Source organism: Streptomyces sp. NPDC002076, from assembly GCF_053593835.1.
Genome location: NZ_JBSFDI010000005.1, coordinates 83,956 through 100,940, shown reverse-complemented (window position 1 = coordinate 100,940; position 16,985 = coordinate 83,956). Strand labels below are relative to the sequence as shown.

Annotated in this window: 16 protein-coding genes and 1 pseudogene; 8 read left to right on the top strand and 9 right to left on the bottom strand. The window is 71.1% G+C overall.

Annotated elements, in window-relative coordinates; all coding sequences use genetic code 11:
* Window positions 1-392 precede the first annotated feature (392 nt).
* Both ACWCQS_RS12480 and ACWCQS_RS12475 read right to left on the bottom strand, forming a co-directional pair.
* Window positions 393-2,813: a SpoIIE family protein phosphatase gene (locus ACWCQS_RS12480; RefSeq protein ID WP_451004399.1), complete on the bottom strand. Its 2,421-nt coding sequence runs from the start codon at window positions 2,811-2,813 to the stop codon at window positions 393-395.
* A gap of 132 nt (window positions 2,814-2,945) precedes the next feature.
* Window positions 2,946-3,161 (bottom strand): DUF4177 domain-containing protein, encoded by a 216-nt coding sequence (locus ACWCQS_RS12475; protein WP_055703870.1) that lies wholly within the window; start codon window positions 3,159-3,161, stop codon window positions 2,946-2,948.
* A 152-nt stretch (window positions 3,162-3,313) separates the two neighbouring features.
* Here ACWCQS_RS12475 and ACWCQS_RS12470 point away from each other — a divergent pair, with 152 nt between their 5' ends.
* A complete protein-coding gene (locus ACWCQS_RS12470; RefSeq protein WP_451004398.1) occupies window positions 3,314-3,952 on the top strand; it encodes a DUF6629 family protein in 639 nt (212 codons plus the stop codon).
* A gap of 173 nt (window positions 3,953-4,125) precedes the next feature.
* Window positions 4,126-5,706 (top strand): alpha/beta hydrolase, encoded by a 1,581-nt coding sequence (locus ACWCQS_RS12465; RefSeq protein ID WP_451004397.1) that lies wholly within the window; start codon window positions 4,126-4,128, stop codon window positions 5,704-5,706.
* Between the two features lie 78 nt (window positions 5,707-5,784).
* Here the strand turns inward: ACWCQS_RS12465 and ACWCQS_RS12460 are convergent, their stop codons facing one another.
* From ACWCQS_RS12460 to ACWCQS_RS12430, 7 genes are all read right to left on the bottom strand, one after another.
* On the bottom strand, window positions 5,785-6,066 hold the full coding sequence (locus tag ACWCQS_RS12460) for a hypothetical protein (protein WP_451004396.1): 282 nt from the start codon (window positions 6,064-6,066) through the stop codon (window positions 5,785-5,787).
* Window positions 6,067-6,514: 448 nt separating this feature from the next.
* Window positions 6,515-6,637 carry a hypothetical protein gene (locus ACWCQS_RS12455; protein WP_451004395.1) on the bottom strand — a complete coding sequence of 41 codons (123 nt, stop codon included), beginning with the start codon at window positions 6,635-6,637 and terminating at the stop codon, window positions 6,515-6,517.
* Window positions 6,630-6,815, bottom strand: coding sequence for a hypothetical protein (locus ACWCQS_RS12450; RefSeq protein WP_451004394.1), 186 nt, complete (start codon window positions 6,813-6,815; stop codon window positions 6,630-6,632). Before ACWCQS_RS12450 ends, ACWCQS_RS12455 begins: the two co-directional genes overlap by 8 nt.
* Before the next feature lie 165 nt (window positions 6,816-6,980).
* Entirely contained in the window at window positions 6,981-8,570 is a 1,590-nt protein-coding gene (locus ACWCQS_RS12445; RefSeq protein WP_451004393.1) for an MFS transporter, read from the bottom strand.
* A gap of 15 nt (window positions 8,571-8,585) precedes the next feature.
* Window positions 8,586-9,998 carry an alpha/beta hydrolase gene (locus ACWCQS_RS12440; protein ID WP_451004392.1) on the bottom strand — a complete coding sequence of 471 codons (1,413 nt, stop codon included), beginning with the start codon at window positions 9,996-9,998 and terminating at the stop codon, window positions 8,586-8,588.
* A 173-nt stretch (window positions 9,999-10,171) separates the two neighbouring features.
* Window positions 10,172-10,993: a PaaX family transcriptional regulator gene (locus ACWCQS_RS12435; protein ID WP_451004391.1), complete on the bottom strand. Its 822-nt coding sequence runs from the start codon at window positions 10,991-10,993 to the stop codon at window positions 10,172-10,174.
* A 52-nt stretch (window positions 10,994-11,045) separates the two neighbouring features.
* On the bottom strand, window positions 11,046-11,471 hold the full coding sequence (locus ACWCQS_RS12430) for a MarR family winged helix-turn-helix transcriptional regulator (RefSeq protein ID WP_451004390.1): 426 nt from the start codon (window positions 11,469-11,471) through the stop codon (window positions 11,046-11,048).
* A 228-nt stretch (window positions 11,472-11,699) separates the two neighbouring features.
* Between ACWCQS_RS12430 and ACWCQS_RS12425 the strand changes: the two genes are divergently transcribed.
* From ACWCQS_RS12425 to ACWCQS_RS12400, 6 genes and pseudogenes are all read left to right on the top strand, one after another.
* Window positions 11,700-12,617 carry an SDR family NAD(P)-dependent oxidoreductase gene (locus ACWCQS_RS12425; RefSeq protein ID WP_451004389.1) on the top strand — a complete coding sequence of 306 codons (918 nt, stop codon included), beginning with the start codon at window positions 11,700-11,702 and terminating at the stop codon, window positions 12,615-12,617.
* A gap of 11 nt (window positions 12,618-12,628) precedes the next feature.
* Entirely contained in the window at window positions 12,629-13,504 is an 876-nt protein-coding gene (locus tag ACWCQS_RS12420; protein ID WP_451004721.1) for an amidohydrolase family protein, read from the top strand.
* Between the two features lie 10 nt (window positions 13,505-13,514).
* Entirely contained in the window at window positions 13,515-15,023 is a 1,509-nt protein-coding gene (gene menE / locus ACWCQS_RS12415) for an o-succinylbenzoate--CoA ligase (RefSeq protein WP_451004388.1), read from the top strand.
* Window positions 15,024-15,039: 16 nt separating this feature from the next.
* Window positions 15,040-15,495 carry a MaoC family dehydratase gene (locus ACWCQS_RS12410; protein ID WP_451004387.1) on the top strand — a complete coding sequence of 152 codons (456 nt, stop codon included), beginning with the start codon at window positions 15,040-15,042 and terminating at the stop codon, window positions 15,493-15,495.
* 153 nt (window positions 15,496-15,648) lie between these two features.
* Window positions 15,649-16,127: pseudogene (locus tag ACWCQS_RS12405) on the top strand (SAM-dependent methyltransferase); the annotation flags it as partial.
* A 610-nt stretch (window positions 16,128-16,737) separates the two neighbouring features.
* On the top strand, window positions 16,738-16,920 hold the full coding sequence (locus ACWCQS_RS12400) for a carboxymuconolactone decarboxylase family protein (RefSeq protein ID WP_451004386.1): 183 nt from the start codon (window positions 16,738-16,740) through the stop codon (window positions 16,918-16,920).
* Window positions 16,921-16,985 lie beyond the last annotated feature (65 nt).

Genomic DNA, 16,985 nt, shown 5'->3' with positions numbered 1-16,985 from the left:
ACCTCGGGGGCGTTTCATGGTGCGGGTGAACTGGAGCGCGCTAATGGCGCGCTCCAGTCGTCCGCCCGCGAGATGTACCGCGTGCTGCGGCCAGGCCCGGCGGGCGGCTGCTGGTCGCGGAGTTCCGTCCGCCGAAGAGCCGTATCGGCCGGCACCTGGTGCACGGCGGAACCGGCCGTGCCATGGCGCACAACCGGGTGATCTGCTGGACACCCTCGGCACGGACGCGGGCTTCGAACTGATCGGGCGGGGCGACCTGCGGCCGTGGCTGTCCTACGTACAGGCGAAGCGGTCGCGGTAGTGCCAGGGCGCCGACCCGACACGCGGGATGGTTCCCGGGGTGCGTGCGCGACTCGAACGGGCTGCCCGAACCACCCTCAGCAGGGCACGTCCTACGGCAGCTGCTGCTCCGCCCAGATGGTCTTGCCCGTGGCGGTGTACCGCGTGCCCCAGCGCTGGGCGACCTGCGCGACGAGGAACAGGCCTCGCCCTCCCTCGTCGGTGGTGCGGGCGCGGCGCAGACGGGGGGAGGTGTTGCTGGCGTCCGACACCTCGATGATGAGGTTCCGTTCGTGGATCAGACGCAGGTTGATCGGCCCGTAGGCATGCGTGATGGCGTTGGTGATCAGCTCGCTCACGATCAGCTCGGTGCTGAAGGCGAGGTCCTCCAGACCCCACTCCGCCAGGCAGCGGTCGGTGTTGTCGCGCGCCTCGTGCACCGCCCGGGGATGGGCGGGCACCTCCCAGGAGGCCACCCGGTCGGAGGGGAGGGCGCGCGTGCGGGCGATGAGGAAGGCGACGTCGTCCTGCGGACGGTCCGGCAGAAGAATGCGGACCATCGTGTCGCAGATCTCCTCCAGCGGCCGGTCGGGGTGGGCGAGGGCGAAGCAAAGTCGCTCGAAGCCGACGTCGACATCGCGGTCAGAGGCCTCGATCAGCCCATCGGTGTACAGGGCGACGACGCTGCCCTCCTCCAGTTCGATCTCTGCCGACTCGAAGGGCAGACCGCCCAGTCCCAGCGGGGGGCCGGCCGGGATGTCGGGCAGTTCGACCGGCTCGCTGAGGTGGGCGATGGCAGGGGTGGGGTGTCCGGCGCGCGCCACGTTGAGTTTCCGCGAGATCGGGTCGTAGACCGCGTAGACGCAGGTCGCGCCGATCACCATCGGCCCGTGCTCGGCCGCTTCCGCCTCATCGGCCAGGCGCAGGACGAGATCGTCGACATGGGCGAGAAGCTCCTCGGGGGGCAGATCCATGTCGGCCAGTGTCTGTACCGCCGCACGCAACCGGCCCATGCTGGCCGCGGCGTGGATCCCGTGGCCCACCACGTCCCCCACGACCAGGGCGATCCGGGCGCCGGAGAGCGGGATGACGTCGAACCAGTCGCCGCCCACGCCGGCCTCGGCGTCGGCCGGCAGATAGCGGTAGGCGACCTCGACGGCGCAGTGATCGGGCAGGTCCGGGGGCAGCAGACTGGTCTGGAGGGCGAGGGCCGCGTTGTGCTCGCGGACGAACCGCCGGGCGTTGTCCACGCACACTGCGGCCCGTGCCACCAGTTCCTCCACGAGCAGCAGGTCGTCCTCGTCGAACGGGCTGGGGTTCTCCCAGCGCAGCAGGGTGACCACCCCCATGGTCGTGCCCCGCGCCCGGAGCGGCACCACCAGATGGGTGTGCACACCGAGGCTGACGATCTTGGCCAGGCGCTGCGGGTCTTCGGCCAGCCACCATGTCGTCGGGGCCAGCACCGGATCGAGGATCGGCCGGCTCGTGGCCAGACAACGTCGTTGCGGGGACTTCGGCGGGTACCCGGTGGACTCCCCGATCGGGACGATCGCCTCCGGCACCTCCTCGTGGATCGACAGGTGCACCGCCCGCTGGAGCGTGCCGCCGGTGATCGGCCCGGGATTGAGGTCCCTGGCCGCGAGGACTCCCTGGAAGAGGTCGATCGCCACGAAGTCGGCGAGCTGCGGCACGAGGACCTCGGCCAGTTCCTGCACCGTGCGGTCGAGGTCCAGGGTGGTGCCTATGCGCTGGGCAGCCTCGTTGACCAGGGCGAGCCGCACGCGTGCCCGGTCCTCGGCGGTGAAGTCGACGGCGGTGTGACACACCCCCAGCGTCTTGCCGTCGACGTCCTTCAGCGGGAACGACGAGCGGAGCCTGAGCCGGCCCTGCGAGTTCCGGCGGGACATGCCGTGCCGTGGCGCCACATGCTCCACCGCCGGCGTGACCCGGCCCGAGACCAGCGCCTGGCGCGCCTGCCAGTCCACGGCGGAGGGCACCTGATCCAGTCCGGCGGACGCAGCCGTGCGCGGGGCCGCGAGGTCGGCCGGCAGGCCCTCCATGGCGGCCAGCGCCTGGTTCAGCCACTGGCAGCGCAGCTCGCTGTCGAGGACGGCGATGCCGATGGGTGACTCCTCCAGGAGGCCGCGCACCACGGCCTGATCGAGTTCCCATCGGCGCGAGTCGGACACCGCACAGGCCGCGGCGAGCCAGCCGGAGCCCTGCTCCGCGTGCAGCGGACACACTCGCAGGGCCAGCTCGACCGGGTGGCCCGCCCGGTGATGCGCGGTGATCAGCCCCTCCCAGCCCTCCCCGGCCTGCTGCGCCGCGGCGAGCAGCGAGGCCGGGGAGCGGTCGCTGGTGAGGAGGGAGGTCGCGGGCCGGCCCAGCACGCTGGGCGCCGGATACCCGAGGAGGTCTTCGGCCCTGCGGCTCCAGTAGCGGATCAGGCCGTGGGCGTCCACGAGGGCGACGGCGGCAGAGGTGATGCCGAACGGATCGCCCCCGTGCTCGTCGGCCAGATCCTTGAGATCCATCGTGTCGGCCGCATCCGCAGAGGGGGGTGCTGACACCACAGTCTCACACGGACCAGGGTGTGTCTTCGAGCCGACCGGCCGGGCATGCGTGCGGGCCGCGGAGGATCATGCCGCCGAGCGGCTCCGCGCGCGTTACTGTCGCGGGCGCTCGAAGGTGAGCAGCAGTCCTTCCACGGCTCCGGGCCCTATCCGGCCCTTGACGTCGGCGGAGGTGATGGCCTTCAGGCCCCAGCCGTCCTCGGCGTGCTTGTTCAGGACCTTCTCCAGCTTGTCGCTGTCCAGCGCGTCGCCGATCAGCGACTCCCGGAAGGTGACGACCTTGTACTCGTACGCGTAGCCGCTGCTCATGGTGCGGAGTCCTCCTGACTGGCGGGGCGGGTGGTGGCGCGAAGGCCGGGGCAAGCTAATCATCATCGGGCCCCGCAGCATAAGGACGTAGCGTGGTCGGCGGCAGCGGAGGCCTGTGGTGACCGCTCGGCGGCGAACCCTTTGGTGGCGTGATGTGCTGGAGTGCGACGGCGGATCTCGTGGCAGGCAGTGCTGTCGCGGCGGTGGGCGTGGCTTGCGTGACGCTCGTGCGCAGCGGCCGGGAACTCCCGCTGGCTGCAGTGCCGTTGCTGCTGGGCGCCCACCAGATCGTCGAGTCGGTGGTGTGGCACTCGGGCGGGGGCGGCGGACCCGCTACCGTCGCATGGGCCGTCATGGCGCTGCCGTTGCTGGCGGTGTGGGTCCCGGCGGGAGTGATGTGTGTGGCCCCGCCCCACGCCCGGCTTCGGCTGGTCCTCCCACTCACCGCAGGAGTGGTGACCGCCGCGTCGCTCGCCCACAGCCTTGCCACCGAACCGGTGACGGCCGAGATCCGCGGCCGCACCGTCGGGTACGCCCTGCACGTTTCGCCCGTACCCCTGCTCGTCATGGGCTACTTGCTGGCCACGGTGGGGTCTCTGCTGCTGTCCGGTGACCGGCGGCTGCTCGTGCTGGGCGTGCTGGTCGCCGCGGGCGCGACGGTGTGCTGGGCGCTGTGGCGGCTGGAGTTCGTCTCCACCTGGTGCGCCTGCGCCGCCCTGTGCTCGGTGGTGCTGCTCTGCTGGATGCGCGCACGCCGGACGTCCGCACAGCGCATGCGTGCCATGGCGTAGCCGTGCCCGCGCTCGGCGCGGACGGTCATCAGCCGCTTTGGGTTCTCCTCCGTACGTCTCTTTCTGTGTCCGCCGGGAGTCGTAACAAGACCCGCCTGTAGAGGGATTCGCGCACCTGCACCGACACGAAATGGTCGTTCCGTCCTGGAAGTTGATCGAAAGGAACGGCCATCGTGCGGATAGGACGCATGGCGCCCTTGCTCGCCATGGGGGTCACGGCAACGCTGGTCCCCGCCCTCGCCCCGGCGCAGGCATCCGCGGCGGAACCGCTGAAGAGATTCACGGACCAGACGCCCGCGTGGCACAGATGCGACGCGTCGCAGCCCGCCGTGTTCCAGTGCGCGACGATCGACGTCCCGCTCGACTACAGCCGGCCCGACGCCCGGACGATCAAGCTGGCCATCTCCCGCATCAAGACCGGTGCCCCCGGCAAGCGGCACGGCGCGATCCTCTTCAACCCCGGCGGACCGGGCGGCGAGGGCCTGGACATGCCGGTCATGATGAAGGACACGATGCCCAAGGAGGTGCGCGAGCGGTACGACCTCATCGGGTTCGACCCGCGCGGCGTGGGCCGGAGCAGCCCGCTCAGCTGCGGTCTCACGGCCACGGAGCAGGCCTTTGAACACCCGTACAAGCCAGAGACGTTCAGCCGTGACGTCAAGTGGGCCCGGACCGTCGCCGACAAGTGCCGTGCCAGGAACGGCGACGATCTCAGGTACTACACCACCCGCAACACCGCCCGCGACATGGACGTCATCCGCGCCGTTCTGGGCGAGCGGAAGATCTCCTATCTGGGCTACTCCTACGGCACCTACCTCGGGGCCGTGTTCGCGCAGATGTTCCCCCAGCGTGCCGATCGCATCGTGCTGGACAGCGCGGTCGACCCCGCGCGGGTCTGGCGCGGCATGATCCAGGTCTGGGCGGAGGGCTCCGAGCCCGCCTTCGCCCGCTGGACGAGGTGGACAGCGAAACACGACCGCACCTATCGGCTCGGCACCACCCCGGCCGAGGTGAGGAAGACGTTCTGGGACCTGATCGCCCGAGCCGACCGCACCCCCATCTACGACGGCGCCGAGAAGCTGACCGGGGACGACATCCGTGCCGCCCTGCGGGCCGAGTTCTTCAGCCCCAAGGTGGCGGCCGAGGCGGTCGTCAACCTCAAGAAGGCTGCCGACGGCCATGCGCCCTCCGGCCGTTCCCTCGCACCGGACGAACAGCAGGGACCACGCCGACCCGGGTCTCCCTCCGCACAGCCGCCGGACGACAACGGCTCCGCCGTCTTCTGGGCCGTGGTCTGCGGCGACACCGCGGCCTGGCCACGCGACCCCGAGCAGTACCGGCGTGACGCGGTCCGGGACAAGGCCGAGTACCCTCTCTACGGCGACTTCGGCTCCAACATCACACCCTGCGCGTTCTGGGACAAGCCGGCCGAGCCCGTCACCACGGTGGCCGGCAACGTCGCCGTGCTCACCGTCCAGAACCAGTGGGACTCCCAGACGCCCCTGGTCAGCGGACTCGGCATGCACCACGCCCTGAAGGGCTCACGCATGGTGTACGTCAAGGGCGGCGAGGGCCACGGCGTCTACTCCGACGACCCGCGCGCCTGCGCCAACCGTGCCGTCAACGCCTACCTGAACAGCGGAAGGCTTCCGGCACACGACGTCACCTGCAAGCCGTCCCGCCGTCACAGCCCCGGAGTGAACCCGCGGATCGCCCAAGCGCCGCAGCACACACCGCAGGCGCCCCGCTTCTGACCCGGTTCCCTGAGCGGCCCCTCACCGGCCTTGCACGGTCGGCGAAACAGTCCGAAGAGGCCGGTGTCGGGATGCCGCTCAGAAGGGGAGATCGTCGCCGTTCCAGGGGAGGGGCCGGACCGCCCGCTCGGACTGCTGGAGCAGGGCCACGGCGTCCTTGATGCGGCCGAGTTCCACGAGGTGTGCGGCAAGCACACTCCGGTTGGCCGGGACGGCCGGGTCCAGGAGCGCGACGGCCTCCTCCGGGCGGCCGGCGCCGCCCAGGAGCGCCGCGAGATTCTGTGCCCCCGTACCAGTTGTCCGCGTCGAGGCGAGCCCGTGCTTCCTTGATCGCCTGCTCTGTGCGGCCGCAGGCGGCAAGGAGCATGGTGCACAGTCGGAAGAACTCGATCTCCTCGCCACCGTGTCGGGCCTTGCGGGCGTCGAGGTGAGCCAGGCCGTCCTCGGCACGGCGCTGGTCGGCGTACAGCTCGCGAGAGCAGGTAGCGCCGGCGGCCGACCGCATCGGGGGTGCCGTCCGCGGCGGCCAGGCAGGTGTGCCGCAGCCAGTCGCGGAGGCCGGCCACCGCGGTCGTCGCCCGCTCGGCGGCCGCGTCCAGTTCGTACCTGAGCCGATCGGGCCCCGCGGCCACGAACGTGGCGAATGTCCTAGCCGGTCCCGGCGGCGAGTTGCCTGATGACGGCCTGCGCCAGATGGGGCGCGCACAGCAGCCTGCGAGAGATGCCCTCGGTCAGGATGGCCATCAGGGTGAAGATGCTCCGCACCCTGTGCAGGGGCGAGTTGACGTTGCTCAGCTCGCGGAACCGGTCACCGGCCTCGTGCAGGGCGAGTTCCGCGCAGCCTCTCCCGCAGCAGGCGGGCGCAGTTGCGCTCGGCGTCCTCGAACACCACGCCGTACTTCTCGGCGTCCCACTCGGTGGCGTCAAGCACGGCCAGCGTGCGCCGGGGCAAGTTCGGCGAGCGCCTCGAAGCCCTCCGGAGACAGATCCGGCTGCCGACCGTCCCCGGACCGCACACCGAGGCGGACCGAGGTCATGGGGTCGAGAGCGGCGACCTGCGCGACGTGGTCGTCGGCGATCCGGTGGGGTGTGCTCGGCCTCTCGGACACGCTCCCCATGCTGACGTACCGTCATCGGCCGGTGCCAGCAGGCCCCGTCGCCTTCCGGCCGCTGGACGCCGGTATGCGTCGACCGTCCCGCCGTGGCTGACACCCGGACCGACGGCGCGCCGCGCCCCGGGGCGCCGAGGAGCCCCGGGGCGCGCCCAGCGGGTGTCATCCCGTGGCCAGGGCGGTCCGCTCCGCACCGTTCTCCGCCGACGACGCGCTCTCCTGCCCTGTACGGCCGCGCAGTGCCGTCACCACCAGGAGCGCCGAGAACAGCGCGGCCGAGCCGCACACCACGAATCCGATCGCGTAGCCGTGGCCGAGGGAGTCCAGAGCGTATGCGCGGGCCGCGCCCGGCGGGGAGGTGACGGGAACGGAGTTGAGGGCGAGGGGGCCGCCCTCCCGCAGCACTTCGTGCGCCGCGGCCTTCGACTCGGTGTTCAGGGACGACGAGCCTGCCAGTGCGGAGGTCACCCGGGAAGCCGCCTGGCTCAGCGCGACCGCGCCGATGACCGCGGGGCCGAGGGTGAAGCCGAAGTCCCGCAGCAGATTGGTCGCCGCGCTCGCCATGCCGGCCAGCGGCAGCGGCACCGTATTGACGGCGGTCGCGGTGATGGACGACACCGTGAAGGCGAAGCCGATGCCGACCAGCCCGAGCGGCAGGATCAGCGAGGCCAGGTTCCGGTCGCCGACGTCGAGCCCGGCGGCCAGGAAGTCGCCCGCGGCGATCAGCGCCAGCCCGGCGGTGAGCAGCGCCCGCGCGGGCAACCGGTGCAGCAGCCGGGAGGTCAGCGGGGTGAGGACCGGGGTGATGCCGTTCAGCAGCAGGAACGCGAAGGCGGTGCGCATCGGGCTCTGATGCTGGATGGGGCCGAGCCGGATGCTCGCCGCATACGCCGTGCCCAGGAAGCTGAACATGCCCACGACCGCGACGACCGACGCGATCGCGAAGGAACGGTTGCGGAACAGGTCCAGGCGCAGCAGCGGGGAGCGGGCCCGGCTCTCGGCGGCCACGAACAGGCCCACGAACACCGCGGCGATCACGAACGCCACGACCACCGGAGCCGATCCCCAGCCGTCCGTCGGCCCCTGGATGACGGCGTACAGCAGGGCGAACAGACCGACACCGATGGTGATCTGGCCGCCGACGTCGAGTGAACGGCCCTCCGGCGCGCGGGAGTTGGTGGCGAGCCACAGGCTCACCAGGGCGCTGACCGCGGCCACCACGGCGACCACCACGAACGCCGAGCGCCAGGAGCCGTAGGTGCCGGTGACACCGCCGAGCAGCGGGGCGAGGAAACCGCCCGCGGACAGGCTGGAGGCCCATACGGCGATGGCGCGGGCGCGCTGCGGGCCGGTGTGCGTGCCGGCCGCGATCATGGCGAGCGAGGTGGGGAAGAGCGCGGCGGCGCCGAGCCCGGCCAGGGCCTGCCCCACCCACAGCAGATGGATGCCGGAGGCGCTCGCGGCGACGACCTCGCCCGCGCACAGCACGGCGGCGCCGCCGACGAGGAGCTGCTTGCGGCCGAAGAGGTCGCCGAGCACGCCGAAGGAGAGTTCGAGCACGGCGACCGGCAGCAGGAACGCGTCGGAGATCCAGGTGAGTTGGGAGCCGACGGGGTGGAGGTGTTCCTGGAACAGGCCGTTGAGGGTGGCCGGTATCGCGAGGCCGATCTGGGCGAGGCAGACGGCGAGGCAGCCGGCGATGAGCGTGCCGAGGGGGAGGGATGTGCGCGGAGTGGCGGATGCGTCGGACATGAGCGGGTCCCGATCTCAGTGGTGGGTGGGGTGCGCCGGGCGGTCCCGGCCGACGGTCAGGCGTGCCGGGCGGTAGGGGACGTACGCCGCCCCGTCCAGACCGAGTGCGGTGGCGGACCGCTGGAGTGCCGCCGGGGTCGCCGCGTCGTCCCAGTGGCCGGACGAGACGCGGTGTTCGAGCGCGTGCAGGGCGGCCACCGTCTCGGCGGTGGTGAACGCGCAGTGGCCCTGCCGCTCGACGTAGCCCTGCCGCAGGAGCGCTCCGTCCCCGGCCGCACGCACCCGGTCGCCGAACCGCCGCTCCTGTTCGACCGGGACCAGGTTGTCGGCGATCGTGTGCACGTCCAGCAGCGGTACGCCGAGGCCCTGACCGGCGGAGGAGGTGCGCTGCGCGGTACGGACCGCGGCGGGGTCGGCGGTGATCGCGGCGCCCCGGGTCAGGGACGCCAGATCGGCGCGAAGGTGGAGGCCGGCCGCCCGGTACAGGGCGCGGACCTGCGGCGCGTGGACGGATCCGGCGAGGAGTCGGGCGTAGTCCACGCCCGCGTTCCAGGAGTTGTTGCCGCCGGCGGACTGCTCGACGGCGTACCGGCCGCCCTCGACGAACGACAGGATGCCCTGCGCGAACCACGCGTACTGCTGCTCCTCCTGGCCCGCCCAGTCCGTCGGTGCCGGCCGGCCCTGTCCGGGCGCCCAGGCGGGCAGGTTGAGGAAGGCCGCGGCGAGCGCGATGCGGGCGCGGCCCGCTGGGCTGGTCTGGGCGGCGGTGACGGCGTCGGTGAGCTTCTTGGCGGTGGCGGCCGCGGCGTCGGCGGAGCCGAAGCGGACCAGGTCGACGTCCTGCCCGGGCAGGAGCAGCCGGGCGAGGGTGTACTCGGCGTCGAGCTGGTAGTTGTCCAGGTCGGTGCCGCCCGCGACCAGGCCGCACAGGCCGAGCGCGCCGTCGACGCGGCCGGAGCCGTCGCGGGCGATCTGCGCGTTGACGAGCCCGCCCATGGACTGGCCGACGGTCAGGGTGCGCCGCGGGGTGCCCATCTTGGCGGTGACGGCGCCGAGCGTGGCGAACTGGTCGCGTTCCGCGCTGTCCAGAGCCCACATCGAGCCATGGGGGTCGTACGACGACCCGGCCATCGCATAGCCCTCGGCGAGCAACGCGGTGCGTACGGCGTCGGAGGGGGCGTCCTTGGCGACGGTGGGGCCGAAGCCGTGGCTGAACAGCAGCAGGGTGCCGTTCCAGTGGGCGGGGACGTCCGCGATCCAGGTCGCGCCGTCGGAGAGGGCGCCGGTGAGGTGGCCGGTGGCCGGCGTGTCCGCCTGGGCGGCCGGCGCCGGGACGGTGGTGAGGGCCGCGGACGCCAGCGTGGCCAGGGCGGCCAGGGCGATGCGCAGACGGGTACGGGGAGTTCGGGGGCGGGTGCTGGCAGGCATGGAGGTGGCTCCTTGTGGGCGGCTGCGGAGCGGAGGCCCTGGGAGATCGGCAGATGCTCAGTGCACTGAACGAAGGTGTGGAGGAATGTAGGGCCGAATTCTTGCGGCGGTCAAGACAATGCACAACATCGCTCGGGCGAAGACGTGCGGAGGTGTGGCGGGTGTGTACGGGGCTACGCCGTCGGAATCGTCTCGATCAGCCGGCGCGCCGCGTCCCGGGCGGGCGCTTCCAGCAGGGAGTGGACCACGCGGAACGTCGTCTCCGCCGTGGCCGCCGGCCAGTCCGCCGGCAGGTGCCGTACGGGCAACCGGGGGTCACCGCGGATGACTTGGAGCCACTCGGCGGTCAGCCGGAGGCGCAACGCGAGGGCGTCCTCGGCGGCCAGGTTCGCGTCACCCGACGCGTACGGCCGCCAGGACGCCTCGAAGTCCCGGTAATGCGCGGCCAGTTCGCCCAGGTCCCAGGTGTCGTCGATCATCTCGGCGATGTCCATGCCGGCGTCCGCATGTGCCCGGAAGACCTTCACATGTGCTTCCAGGCCCAACTCGGCGACGATCCCGGAGACATCGACCTCGCCGGGCGCGATCCACAGCCCGCTGAACAGCGCACCGAAGCCCGCCCAGGTCAACTGGGAACGCAGATCGTGCCGTTGGCGCTGCCATGATTCCGGGAGCGAGAAGCCGAGCATTGTCCAGGTGCCGTCCCAGTCCCGGTTGACCGCGCCCGTCTTCCAGATGCGCCGCTCGCCGTCGCGCAGGATCGCCTCAGAGCGGCCGGTGAGACCGACATAGGTCCGCCGGCCCTCGCGCCGGCGGCTCAGCAGACCGCGGCCGACCATACGGGTGAGGGTGGACCGGGTGGCCTGCTCCCCGACGCCGGCGCGCCGGAACACCTCGATGACGCTCCCCGTGTACACGCACACCCCGCGGCCCAGCACCTCGTCACCGAGGAAGCTGAGCAGGAGGGACTGGGGGCGGGGGACAGGACCGGTCACGCGGCTACCTTACGAGGCCGCCTCCGCTCGCATGCACGCGGCGACCGAAGCGTCAGGTGAGCTCGTTGCCGGCGACACGCAGCAGAAGGGTGTGCAGCGTCTCCCGTTCGGCGGGGTCGAGCGGGGTGAGCAGTTCGTCGGTCACGCGTCGGCCCGCCTGGTCCGTGTCGCGGAGGAATGCCCGACCGCCCTCGGTGAGGACGACGATGCGACTGCGGCGGTCCTCCGGGGCGGGGCGGCGCTCGGCGAAGCCCAGCTTCTCGAGGTCGTCCACGAGGCCGACGATCGCGCTCGGGTCGTAGCCGAGCCGGGCGCTGAGCTCGCGCTGCAGAGCGCCCTCGCAGGTGGCGAGGAAGCGCAGCACGGCGTAGTGCCGCAGTCGTAGCCCGGACTCCTGCAGGAACGTGTTGAACAACTGACCGGAGCGCAGGCCCAGGCGGTACAGCAGGTAACCCGTGTCTGCGTGCAGCCCCCGCATCCACGGCTCGTCGGCGTCGATGGGGGTCGGGTTGTCGGTGTGCTGGCCGGCTATGGCGGGCTCCCTGGTCTCGGTCCCCTGGGCGCCGGTCTCGGCTTCCCGGGGGTGGCTTCTGGCGTGCGGAGTCCAGCATGACGCACTCGGAAGGTGGGCAACAACTATTGACGACAACAATTATTGCTCTTAGCTTCGATCTCCCCGACCACACCCCATGCGAAGGGACCGCTCGTGCCCACCATCGATCTGACCGGCAAGGCCGCCGTCGTCACCGGAAGCGGCCGGGGCCTCGGCCTCGCCTATGCGCACGCCCTCGCGGCCCACGGCGCGTCCGTGGTCGTCAACGACATCGACGAAGCCGTGGCCGAACAGGCCGTCAAGTCCCTCACCGAGGCCGGCGGCACCGCCGTCGCCGAGGTGGTCCCGGTCGGCACGGCCGAGGCCGCCGACCGACTGGTGAACCGTGCCGTCGACGAGTTCGGCCGGCTCGACATCCTGGTCACCAACGCGGGCATCCTGCGCGACAAGGTGCTGTGGAAGATGACCGACGACGACTTCGACGCGGTGCTCACCACCCACCTCAGGGGGACCTTCACCTGCGCCCGCGCCGCCGCCGTCCGCATGCGCGAGCAGGGCGAAGGCGGCACGCTCGTCCTCGTCGGCTCCCCGGCCGGGCAGCGCGGCAACTTCGGCCAGACCAACTACGCCGCCGCCAAGGCGGGGATCGCCGCGATGGCCCGCACCTGGTCCATGGAACTGGCCCGCGCCGATATCACCGTCAACGCGATCGTGCCGGTCGCCGCGACCGCGATGACCGAGACCATCCCCGCCTTCGCCCCGTACGTCGAGGCCATGCGACACGGGGAACCGCTGCCCGCGTTCCTGCGCAAGGGGGAGGGCTTCGGCACCCCCGAGGACTGCGCGGCCCTCGTCCCCTTCCTGGCCTCCGCGGCCGCCCGCGGCATCACCGGCCAGTGCATCGGCATCGGCGGTGACAAGGTGGCACTGTGGTCGCATCCGCAGGAGATCAGGACCGCCTACGCCGACGGCGGCTGGACGCCCGACTCCCTGGCAGACGCCTGGCCCACCTCGGTCGGTGCCGAGCCGCAGACCGTCGGCATCCCCACACCGAAGATCCCGGAGGCGTGATGGCATCCGCACTGAGGCTGGACGAACTGGTCGCGATCGACGTCCACACCCACGCGGAGGTGTCCGCCAAGGGTCACTCCTCCCTGGACGACGACCTCCACGACGCCTCCTCCGCCTACTTCAAGGTCGAGGGCAAACGGAAACCCACCCTGGAGGAGACCGCGGCCTACTACCGCGAGCGGCGGATGGCAGCCGTCATCTTCACGGTGGACGCCGAGTCCGCGACCGGCACCGCGCCCGTCCCCAACGAGGAGGTCGCCGAGGCCGCGGCCGCACACCCCGACGTGCTGATCCCGTTCGCCTCCATCGATCCCTTCCGCGGGAAGGCGGGCGTGCGGCAGGCCCGACGGCTCGTCGAGGAGTACGGGGTGAAGGGCTTCAAGTTCCACCCCAGCATCCAGGGCTTCTTCCCCAACGACCGCTCCGTGGCGTACGGCCTGTACGAGGCGATCGAGGAGACCGGCACCATCGCGCTGTTCCACACCGGCCAGACCGGCATCGGCGCCGGGGTCCCCGGCGGGGGCGGCATCCGCCTGAAGTACTCCAACCCGCTCCACGTGGACGACGTGGCAGCCGACTTCCCCCATCTGCAGATCATCCTGGCGCATCCGTCGTTCCCCTGGCAGGACGAGGCCCTGGCGGTGGCGACCCACAAACCCGGAGTGCACATCGACCTCTCGGGATGGTCACCGAAGTACTTCCCGCCGCAGCTGGTGCAGTACGCCAACACACTGCTGAAGGACAAGGTGCTGTTCGGCTCCGACTTCCCGGTGCTCACCCCGGACCGGTGGCTGGCCGACTTCGCGAAGCTGCCCATCAAGGACGAGGTCAAGCCGAAGATCCTCAAGGAGAACGCGGCCCGTCTGCTCGGGCTGACGAAACCGTAAGGGGTGCCAGATGCGCAACGAGGGACTGGGGTCGTGGCCCGCACGCCGGGCGCGCAAGACCCCGCACCGCACGGCCCTGATCCACGGCGAGCAGTCGACCGACTACCGCACCCTGTACACGCGAGTCACCCGCCTCGCCCACGCCCTGCGCGCCCGGGGCGTCAGGCGCGGCGACCGCGTCGCCCACCTCGGCCCCAACCACCCCGCCTACCTGGAGACCCTGTTCGCCACCGGCACCCTCGGCGCCGTCTTCGTCCCCCTCAACACCCGACTCACCGGCCCGGAGATCGCCTACCAACTCGCCGACTCCGGCGCCAAGGTCCTCATCCACGGCCCCGCGCACGCCGGGCTCGTCGCGGGACTGCCGGGCGAGACGGACGTACGGACCTGCATCGAGATCGGCGACGCATACGAACAGGCCCTGGCAGCCGCGTCGGACGAGCCGATCGACGAACCGGTCGCACCCGAGGACACCTGCATCATCATGTACACCTCGGGGACGACCGGCCGCCCCAAGGGTGCGATGCTCACCCATGGCAACCTCACCTGGAACGCCGTCAACGTCCTCGTCGACCACGACCTGATCGCCGACGAACGCGCCCTGGTCTCCGCCCCGCTGTTCCACACCGCCGGCCTGAACATGCTGACCCTGCCGGTGCTGCTCAAGGGCGGCACCTGCGTCCTGGTCGAGGCCTTCGACCCGGGGACCACCCTCGACCTGATCGAACGGCACCGGATCACCTTCATGTTCGGGGTACCGACGATGTTCGACCAGGTCGCCCGGCACCCGCGCTGGGCGGACGCCGACCTGTCGTCCCTCCGCATCCTGACCTGCGGTGGATCACCAGTGCCGACCCCGCTCATCGCCGCCTACCAGCAGCGCGGGCTCACCTTCCTGCAGGGCTACGGCATGACCGAGGCCGCGCCCGGCACGCTCTTCCTGGACGCGGAGCACGCGGTCGCCAAGGCGGGCTCGGCGGGCGTACCGCACTTCTTCAGCGACGTACGGGTCGTACGGCCCGACCTCAGCCCGGTCGACGTCGGCGAGACCGGCGAGGTCGTGGTGCGCGGACCGCATGTCATGGCCGGCTACTGGGGACTGCCGGAGGAGACCGAGGCCGCCTTCGCGGACGGCTGGTTCCGCAGCGGGGACGCGGCCCGGGTCGACGAGGACGGTTACGTGCACATCGTCGACCGGATCAAGGACATGATCATCTCCGGCGGCGAGAACATCTACCCCGCCGAGATCGAGGACCTGCTCCTGGCCCACCCCGGTATCGCCGAGTGCGCGGTGATCGGTGTGCCGGACGACAAGTGGGGCGAGGTCCCCCGCGCGGTCGTCGTCCCGGCCCCTGGAGCCGAACTCGACCCGGACGAGGTACTGGCCTCACTGTCCGGGCGGCTCGCCAAGTACAAGATCCCCAAGTCGGTGGTGGTCACGGACGAACTGCCGCGCACCGCCTCCGGAAAACTCCTCAAGTCCCGGGTGCGCCACCGCTACGGCACCCCAACTCCCTGAGATGAAAAGGCGATTCATGAGTATCACCGTCAACGGCCTGGACGAACTGAAGAAGCTCGCCGGCGGCGACCTCGGCACCAGCGAGTGGATCGAGGTCACGCAGGAACGCATCGACACCTTCGCCGACGCCACCGGCGACCACCAGTGGATCCACACCGACCCGGAACGGGCGGCCCAAGGCCCTTTCGGCGCGCCGATCGCGCACGGCTACCTCACCCTGTCCCTGTTCATTCCTCTCTTCACCGAACTGCTGGACGTGCAGGGCGTGACCACCAAGGTCAACTACGGCCTGAACAAGGTGCGTTTCCCCGCGCCGGTGAAGGTCGGCTCCCGCATCCGGCTCGCCGCCCGGCTCACCTCGGTCGAGGACGTGCCCGGCGGTGTGCAGATCACCGTCGACGGCACGATCGAGGTGGAAGGCGGCACCAAGCCCGCCGCGGTTCTCCAGAGTCTGTCCCGGTTCTATGCCTGACCCAAGTCAGGCCCGGAAATGCGATGGATGAGGTCCAGGTCGATGCGGTGAACTTCCGCAAGCCGCGAGCACATTCCCCGACCTCTTCCGATCGAAGGAATCCTCGAAGTGGATCTTCCGCATAGTTTCACCATCCGTGAGAGCAGCCACCGCATTCACGGCGATGCCTCCGGTCATGTGTCGCCGAGGAACCCGTCGATGTCGCGGCCTGCGTCGGCGCCACCTGGATCGGCGGTGGCGTCCCCGGTACGGTCCGCCTGCTGCAGGGCAGCCTCCGCCCGGGCGGGACGATTCTGATCGGCGAGCCGTTCTGGCGGCGCGAGCCCCCGACCCAGGAGGCCGTCGAAGCCTGCCATGCCCGCAGTCGCGAAGACTTCCTCCCGCTGGCCGGACTGATCGAACAGTTCGGCGCACTCGGCTACGACGTGGTCGAGATGGTCCTCGCAAACCAGGACAGCTGGGACCGCTACCGCGCCGCCCAGTGGCTCAACATCCGCCGCTGGCTCGACAGCAACCCCGAGGACGACCTCGCCCCCGCGCTCCGGGAGGAACTCAGCACCGATCCCGTTCGCTACGCACGTTATGAGCGCGAGTGTCTGGGGTGGGGTGTCTTCGCGCTGATGCGCCGCTGACCGAGTTGGGGGACTGCAGCCCGCCGTCACGTACCCGCCGGTCACCCCCGGTGTTGCCGCGAAGTCGATGATCGCTTCTTGCCGGACGCTGCCCTTGAGCGTGAGCAACGGACGCTCTGCTCCCGCGCGGGCAGCCCATCGCCGCTGGAGGCCACGGTCAGTCCTGAAGCCGTCAACCGTACGCCCGCGTGCGGAACTTGATGCGGAAGGAGGCCCGTCCAGCCGGAAAGGACCGACCTCAGCCTCCCTGAGCAGGGCGACGCCCGCATCCGGGGGCCGCACCCCAGTGCTGCTGCGCACCAGCAGCTTCACCGGCAACGATGGCTCAAGCGATCTCACCTGCCGCGCGAAGGCGTCCCAGCGGGACCGTCCCTCCCAGTGCCTCGCAGTCCTCCTGGTCGGCGATGCCGGTCAGGCCGGCGACCGTGGTGATACTCACGGCGCTGCCGGAACCCATTGTTGACCAGGACGTCCACCTCACCGGCTGCGACGGCCAGGCTCCGGACCGAATCCAGATCGCTCAGGTCTGCGGCGACGAACCCTGCCTCGCCATCAGCGGCCTCGATGGCCGCGACGGTCCCTGCACCCGGCGGCACGGGCGCCCCACCCCATGGAGTCCCCTGTGTCATGGCTCTGGCCGGCGCTGTCCGGCGCGCTCAGCGAGGGTGTGATCCCCGTTCCCGTTCGTGAACGGCTGGCGATCGCCACCGGCCAGTACAACAATTGCGAGTACTGCGCGTCCGCGCACACCTCCATAGGGCGCACGTCGCCAAGGTCGACGCCCAGGAACTGAGCGTGCCGGCGACGCCGAGTCCTCCGACCCGCACACCGGCGCACTGCCGGCCCTCTCCAGCGCCA

Excerpts from the sequence above, each read along its gene's own strand:
- ACWCQS_RS12410 (WP_451004387.1), top strand. The coding sequence starts at position 15,040 with ATGAGTATCACCGTCAACGGCCTGGACGAACTGAAGAAGCTCGCCGGC.
- menE (WP_451004388.1), top strand. The coding sequence starts at position 13,515 with ATGCGCAACGAGGGACTGGGGTCGTGGCCCGCACGCCGGGCGCGCAAG.
- ACWCQS_RS12470 (WP_451004398.1), top strand. The coding sequence starts at position 3,314 with ATGTGCTGGAGTGCGACGGCGGATCTCGTGGCAGGCAGTGCTGTCGCG.
- ACWCQS_RS12480 (WP_451004399.1), bottom strand. The coding sequence starts at position 2,813 with ATGGATCTCAAGGATCTGGCCGACGAGCACGGGGGCGATCCGTTCGGC.
- ACWCQS_RS12400 (WP_451004386.1), top strand. The coding sequence starts at position 16,738 with ATGGAGTCCCCTGTGTCATGGCTCTGGCCGGCGCTGTCCGGCGCGCTC.
- ACWCQS_RS12475 (WP_055703870.1), bottom strand. The coding sequence starts at position 3,161 with ATGAGCAGCGGCTACGCGTACGAGTACAAGGTCGTCACCTTCCGGGAG.
- ACWCQS_RS12440 (WP_451004392.1), bottom strand. The coding sequence starts at position 9,998 with ATGCCTGCCAGCACCCGCCCCCGAACTCCCCGTACCCGTCTGCGCATC.
- ACWCQS_RS12430 (WP_451004390.1), bottom strand. The coding sequence starts at position 11,471 with ATGCGGGGGCTGCACGCAGACACGGGTTACCTGCTGTACCGCCTGGGC.
- ACWCQS_RS12445 (WP_451004393.1), bottom strand. The coding sequence starts at position 8,570 with ATGTCCGACGCATCCGCCACTCCGCGCACATCCCTCCCCCTCGGCACG.